The sequence below is a fragment of the Clostridium sp. UBA4395 genome, assembly GCF_002390995.1.
GTDB lineage: Bacteria > Bacillota > Clostridia > Clostridiales > Clostridiaceae > Clostridium_J > Clostridium_J sulfidigenes.
Genome location: NZ_DGRF01000029.1, coordinates 23505 through 29722 on the forward strand (window position 1 = coordinate 23505; position 6218 = coordinate 29722).

Genomic DNA, 6218 nt, shown 5'->3' on the forward strand with positions numbered 1-6218 from the left:
CTTAACCTTACCAAATTTTATTTATATAGCCTTTACTGTGCAATAACTTTCTAAGATGTAACATAGCAGTATATGTAACAAGTACATATGTGGTTTCTGCTTCAGCACTTATTATATTATTTATAAGCTCATCATCGGATTCGCAGATTTTAAAGTTTTCTTCTTTAAGATTAGCAATCTTTAGTCTTACAGCCATATCATAAAGACGTATACCAGAGATTATAATATCATTTATTTCTAGTGAATTTAAATTTTCAAAATCTACATCCCATATCCATGAAACATCTGTACCATCGGCATAATTATCATTTAACATCAATGCTAAATTTATAGGTTTATTATTAAGAAGCAAAGTGTTTATAGCTTGATTATAACCAGCAGGATTTTTCACAAGAATTATTTTTACTTCTTTTCCATTTATATTTAGACTCTCTTGCCTTCCAAAAGTGCTCTTTTGATTTTGTAAAGATGCTTTAATTGAAGTTGATTCTATACCTAATTCTAGTGTTACAGATAATGCACAAATAGCATTATATATGTTATATTCTCCAGATTGATTTATAAAGTAATTTTCTCCATTAACAACAACCTCTGAGCCTTCGGTAGTTAAAGCTGTTATTTCATCAATGTGATATTTAAGTTCAGGTCTTTCATAACCGCAATTTGCACAAAGGTATTTTCCTAGATGGTTATAAGTAATAAATTCGTAACTATAAGGAGTCTTACAGAATTTACAGAACTTGCTGTCTGCATTTATATTTAAAACTGTATTTTCTTTAATAGGAACATTAAAGCCATAATAAACTACAGGGTTATTTGTATCAATTTTACCTAGTAGAGACTCATCACCATTTAGAACAAGTAGAGATTGAGGAGATTTATGTATTCCTTCTAAAATTTTATTATAAGTAGTATGTACTTCTCCATATCTATCTAACTGATCTCTAAATAGATTAGTTACAGTAATTATTTCAGGTTTTATATATTTTGTTATGAATTTAAGGTAAGCTTCATCTACTTCGATAACCGCGTACATATCTTTATTCTTATTAGAAAATTTGAAATTAGAAATGAAAGATGCAACTATTCCAGTATTCATATTAGCACCAGTATTATTAGTTATAGCATTTTTACCGGCTTTATTAAGAATATTATAAATCATGCTAGTGGTTGTAGTTTTACCGTTAGTACCTGTAATTAAAATTACCTTATAACCTTTAGCAACTGTTGATAATATACCTCTGTCTAAGGCTAAAGCGACCTTACCAGGAAAGTTTGAACCTCCTTTAAATAATTTGGTACTTAATTTTAATATGATTTTTGAAGTGACTATAGCTATAAATGAATTTATCTTAATTTTTCACACATCCTTTAAATATTTCTCAGAGTTATTTTAATAAATTAATTTAAGTATTTACAAGTATATCAATTTTATATTATAACATATATCTACATTAATGACATCATTGAAAAATAAAAATGAAAGGATGATTTTAAATATTAATTTAGATTTAAAAAAATATTAAAAGTTAGCAAAATCCGATAAAAGTGATGTACTATATCTCGTTATAATATTTTAAATGCAGTATAATGAAGTTAGACTTGCAATAAATCTGAATAAAATATGATTTCATAAAGAAAAATAAAATATTTGTTGCATTTTTATAGAAAAGTAGTATTATAATATTAGGAAATTAAAAAATGTGTTACATTAATTCCTAGAAGATATTTGGGGGTAGTAAAATGGATTTTAACTTAAATAATTTAAAAATTAATACTAATAAGGAAATTTATAGAAATTTAAGCTATGCTGAGTTAGTTTCTCATGCTATTAAAAATGAAGAAGGAATTCTTGCTAATAGTGGGGCTTTTGTTGTGAAAACAGGAAAATATACAGGGAGATCTCCTAAAGATAGATTTATCGTAAGAAAAGAAAGTGTAAATGATTTAATTAATTGGGGAGAGGTTAACTTACCTATAGAAGAAGAAATTTTCAATAATTTATATTCACAAGTTATAGATTATTTATCCGCTAAGAATTTATATGTATTTGATGGTTATGTTGGAGCGATGAAAGAGTATAGCATGAATATAAGAGTTGTCAATGAATTGGCATCACAAGCTCTAATGTCTAATCAATTATTTAGAAGATATGAAAAAGAGCAATTAGAAAGTTTTATACCTGAGTTTAATGTAATTGTAGCGCCAGGTTTTAAAGCTAAAGGAAAAGAGGATGGAGTAAACTCTGAAGCCTTTATAATAATTAATTTTGAAAAGAAGATTGTTTTAATAGGTGGAAGTCAATATTCTGGAGAGATTAAGAAGTCAATATTCTCTATAATGAACTTTTTATTACCTAAAAAGGGTGTATTTCCTATGCACTGTTCAGCTAATATTGGAGAAGATGGTGATACTGCTGTATTCTTTGGACTTTCTGGAACTGGAAAGACGACTTTATCTGCAGATCCTGATAGAAAACTGATTGGTGATGATGAACATGGCTGGTGTAATGAAGGAGTATTTAACTTTGAGGGTGGTTGCTATGCAAAAACTATCAAGTTAGATAAAGAAAAGGAAAAAGAAATTTATAACGCTTTAAAATTTGGAGCATTACTAGAAAATGTAGTTTTAGATGAGAATAATAGACCAATGTTTGATGATGATTCTTTAACTGAAAATACAAGAGGAGCATATCCTATAGATTTTATCGAAAACGTTGAAATAAGTGGAGTTGGTGGGAATCCTAATACAGTAGTATTCTTAACTGCAGATGCTTTTGGTGTAATACCACCAATATCTAAATTATCTAAAGAAGCTGCTATGTATCACTTTATGTCTGGATATACTAGTAAGCTAGCTGGTACAGAAAGAGGAATAACTAAACCAAAAGCTACATTCTCTGCTTGTTTTGGTGAACCTTTTATGCTTATGAAACCAGAAGTATATGCTAAACTATTAGGAGAAAGAATTATAAAAAATAATACAGAAGTATATCTTGTTAACACTGGATGGTCTGGTGGAGAATATGGTGTAGGTAAAAGAATGAATTTATCTTATACTAGAGCTATGGTTAAGGCTGCTATAGAAGGCAATTTAAGAAATGCTGAATTCGAAAAGGATGAAAACTTTAATGTTCTTATACCTAAAGAGGTTCCAAATGTACCTTCTGAAATATTAAAACCTAAAAATACTTGGGAAGATAAAAAAGAGTATGATAAGAAAGTGTACGAGCTTGTTAAACAATTCCGTGAAAACTTTAAAAAATTTGATAGCGTAAGTGAAGATATATTGAAGGCGGCACCTGGATGTAATAAATAGTGATTATAAAGAAGAGAAACTCAGATTAAAATGAGTTTCTTTTCTTTATATAGAGATAGAATAATTTAAAGAACGAAAATTTGTCATGAAGTATAGAAAACTTTTATTTTATTGGAAAAAAGTTTATAATAGAATATAAATATAACAATATGCAGATGTAAAGGGGAGTAATGGGTTGAAAGCTAGAAAAAGAAAAAATATAGGATTAGGTGTTTTAGTTATAATATTAAGTGTTGTAGGATTTTGGATGTTTAGTCAAAGAGACAAAGAACATGATTATACTGCTAAAGTAGAAAAATGGGATAATTTATATTCAGGAGATAATATAAAGTTTTATTACATTGATAGTACTGTAGCGGAAATAGCTACCCTAAAAAGTAAATATAAAGTAGAGACTTTAGTTAGAAAAAATACTAGTGAAATTATGAAATGTGTAGATATAAACAAATGGTTAGATGAAAAAGGGGAAATAACCCTTTCAGATATGGATACTAACAAAGATGGAGAAGAGCTTTTAAAAATTCTAATGTCGGGTAAAAAGGTTTCACAAAAGGATTATAATACAGTGCTTCAAGAATTGTTATCTTCAATAGGTATAAAGGTTAGAGTTGGAGAATATAGATTAAATGGAAACTACTCTGTATTAGAAGTATGGGATTCTAATTTTAATAAGTGGATAATGTTTGATGTGGTTACAGGTGGATATTTTAAAGAGGGGGATGAACCTTTAAGTGCCATTGAGGTTCTAAAGAAAGATTTATCGCAGCTTAAGGTTAGCAGTAGTGAAGATGGAGTTTTAGATAAAAAGTCTATAAAACTATTAAATAACCATCTAGGTACTTACAGTATAAGAATTGATAACAGTAAATATGAGGGATCTATAATAAACTCATACATAACATATGTAAAAGATGTTATGGATGCTCAATTAGAAACTTCTAAAGGTTATATTCCACCAACTATATTTGTAGATAATGAATCTTTATTTAACATTAATCCTTATGAAGAAAAAGTGAACAATGAGTTAGATAAAATTCCTACTATTATATTTGCAAAAACTAATGTAAAGGAAGATGATGATAACTATATAAAATTTACCTTAGGAGCATTTATGAATAGTTTAATGGTTGAGGAGTTTTATGTTAGAGTAAATAATGGAGATTTTATTAAGGTTGACACCTATTATAATTTATCTATAGAAAAAGGTGTTACAACTATAGAAATTTCATTAGACGGTACTAATCCCTTACGACAGGTGGTTATAAAGAAATAGAAGAAAGGGGAAAAGAGAAAACTAGGGACGTGGATTACATTACCTTTCCGCAAGCTTTGTGTGCAGGAATATAATTGTTGATTTTTACAATTTTGAGGTAATAGTTACTTAACTTATATATAATATAAAAATAAAATAAATAAGTTAAGTATTTGTAAATATAAGACGTTTAAATGAATAATATAGGGATTATATAAATGCGTAATAAGCATTTATATATTACAATTAGGATACTACACCATAAAAGTACTGTATATTAACTCATTTGGTATGAATAATAAAGTGATATAATCTAAAAAGTATATCACTTTATTGATTTTTTACAATAGTCAGAAATTTGACATAATATATAAAGAAAATTATAATATAGCTAGTTATAAATTGATATTACCATTTGGCATGTGGAGGGTATGTATGAAAGAAATCAAACGTTATTTAGAGACAAGAGAAGGGGAATATAGTTTTTATTTTGCAGATTTAAAAAGCGATTATACTTATGGGTTTAATGAAGATCTTAAAATGGTAGCTGCTGGTTGTATTAAACTTCCTATTGCTATGGCAGTAATGAAAGAAGTGGAATCTACTAATATATTTTTAGATCAATTAGTAACAATAACAAATGATGATAAGGTTTCGGGATCTTTTGGTATTATACATGAATTAGAAGGTAGACAATATAGTATTAAAGAGTTAATAGTTGCAATGCTTATTCAAAGTGATAATACAGCAGCGTGTAAACTTATAAACACTATAGGCAAAGATAGGATAAACAGTATCATTCATGATATGGGGTTAACATCTACATTTATAAAAAAATATCCATCAGGTGAAAAAGAAGACTTTGATAATGAAAATATAACTACAAGCTATGATCTATGTAAAGGTTTAGCACTATTAAGCAAAGGGAAAGTGTTAAATGGAGAACATAGTAAATTTATTTTAGAAGTTATTAGGAGGAATCAATTAACCACAGGGATATCATTTTATTGGCCTAAAGGTTTTAAGGTTAAAACGGCACATAAAGCAGGAAGTTTAGAAGGAATAGAAAATGATATTGTGTTATTAAATTTAGAAAAAGGTGATTTTGTATTTGTTGTTATGTCAAGAAATTTACCATCTAATGTTTATGGAGTTAGTTCTTTAGCAAGAGTTGGGAAAATGATGTTTGATATTATTGATAAAGATTGGAATTAATATAATATCTCTAAGTTGAAGAGCGTGGATTTTGTCCACGCTCTTCAACTTGATATTAAATTATTAAAATTTTGCAATGTAATTTTAAAGAAAAAGGCAAAGTTTAGTTTGATATTTAAACTTATAATCATTAGAAATCAAGGAACACTGAAATCGCTGGTAACAATATTGCCTGGTGTATCAGTAATAGAATTATATAGCTATTATAAGGAAATAAAAGAAATATGTATTTCTTTTAACATAATGCGGTTATTATAAAAAAACAAGCTATCATATCATGATAAGATAAGTCTTGTCGCTGAGAGATGCGGCAGAAAACAACAAGAAATTAAGAGGAAAACTTCTTAAAAAATGTTGACAGATAAGAGATTATCTAGTAGAATAGTAAGAGTCGTCGGAAGTAATCGATGGTAATGAAAACCAAATGGTCTTT

General features: G+C 27.8%; 4 protein-coding genes. 3 read left to right on the top strand and 1 reads right to left on the bottom strand.

Annotation, left to right across the window (positions count from 1 at the left end):
* Positions 1–7: 7 nt before the first annotated feature.
* On the bottom strand, positions 8–1357 hold the full coding sequence (locus B2694_RS04170; RefSeq protein ID WP_346884707.1) for a Mur ligase family protein: 1350 nt from the start codon (positions 1355–1357) through the stop codon (positions 8–10).
* 386 nt (positions 1358–1743) lie between these two features.
* On the opposite strand from B2694_RS04170, the gene pckA reads away from it, so the two are divergent.
* From pckA to B2694_RS04185, 3 genes are all read left to right on the top strand, one after another.
* The gene (gene pckA / locus B2694_RS04175) at positions 1744–3318 is read left to right on the top strand and encodes a phosphoenolpyruvate carboxykinase (ATP) (RefSeq protein WP_346884704.1); all 1575 of its coding nucleotides are present in this window, start codon (positions 1744–1746) and stop codon (positions 3316–3318) included.
* A 175-nt stretch (positions 3319–3493) separates the two neighbouring features.
* Entirely contained in the window at positions 3494–4591 is a 1098-nt protein-coding gene (locus tag B2694_RS04180; protein ID WP_346884705.1) for a hypothetical protein, read from the top strand.
* Positions 4592–5005: 414 nt separating this feature from the next.
* On the top strand, positions 5006–5785 hold the full coding sequence (locus B2694_RS04185) for a serine hydrolase (protein ID WP_346884706.1): 780 nt from the start codon (positions 5006–5008) through the stop codon (positions 5783–5785).
* The last annotated feature ends 433 nt before the right edge of the window (positions 5786–6218 follow it).